Below are 727 nucleotides of genomic sequence, written 5' to 3'. Positions count from 1 at the left end.
CAAAAACAAAACATTGGCAAACACTATACTACTGAATAATGCGCTGAACATAAAAATTACCAGCGACTTATCTTTTACCACAAGGCTCGGACTTGAATATGAAAGTTCGATAAACGACGGCTTCAGCCCCATTATTTATGCCAACGACCGTGGTGGCGCCTCTAACAGCAATACATACTGGAATTCATTCCTGAATGAAAACGTACTTACGTATTCAAAGCACTTTGACCATTCGCAGCGATTAACCGTTACCGGTGGATTTACCTATCAAACATATATGGCCAGGAGTTCCGGCATTTCTGTTTCAGGATTTACAAACAATATTACCGAAAACTACAATCTCGGCTCTGCAGAAACCATTAATCCTCCATCTTCAGGCATCTCCGAATGGCAGTTGGTTTCAGGTCTTGGCAGAGTGAATTATTCTATTTGGGATAAATATTACGTTACTGCCAGCCTTCGTTCAGACGGATCTTCGAGGTTTGGCAAAGAGAATAAGTGGGGAATATTCCCCTCAGGAGCTTTAGCATGGAGAGTTTCTGAAGAGCGCTTCATGAGAGAAAACGTAAAGTTTATTGACAACCTTAAACTGCGGGCAAGCTATGGTATTACAGGAAATACGGCCTTGTCTCCCTATCAGTCTCTCGACAGGATGTCGCCAGTAAAGTATATCTATAACGGCAATACAGAAAGCGTGGGATATGCGCCTTCAGGTATTTCAAACAGC

Annotated in this window: 1 protein-coding gene; it reads left to right on the top strand. The window is 42.4% G+C overall.

Annotated elements, in window-relative coordinates; genetic code table 11:
- The coding region (locus F2B26_RS17790; RefSeq protein WP_499679456.1) for a hypothetical protein at positions 1-727 on the top strand (727 nt) is incomplete at both ends.

It is taken from the genome of Cellulomonas citrea, from assembly GCF_009829685.1.
In the GTDB taxonomy this organism is placed as follows: Bacteria; Actinomycetota; Actinomycetes; order Actinomycetales; family Cellulomonadaceae; genus Cellulomonas; species Cellulomonas citrea.
The sequence above is the reverse complement of the archived record's forward strand: the minus strand, read 5'-3'. Positions and strand labels throughout refer to the sequence as shown.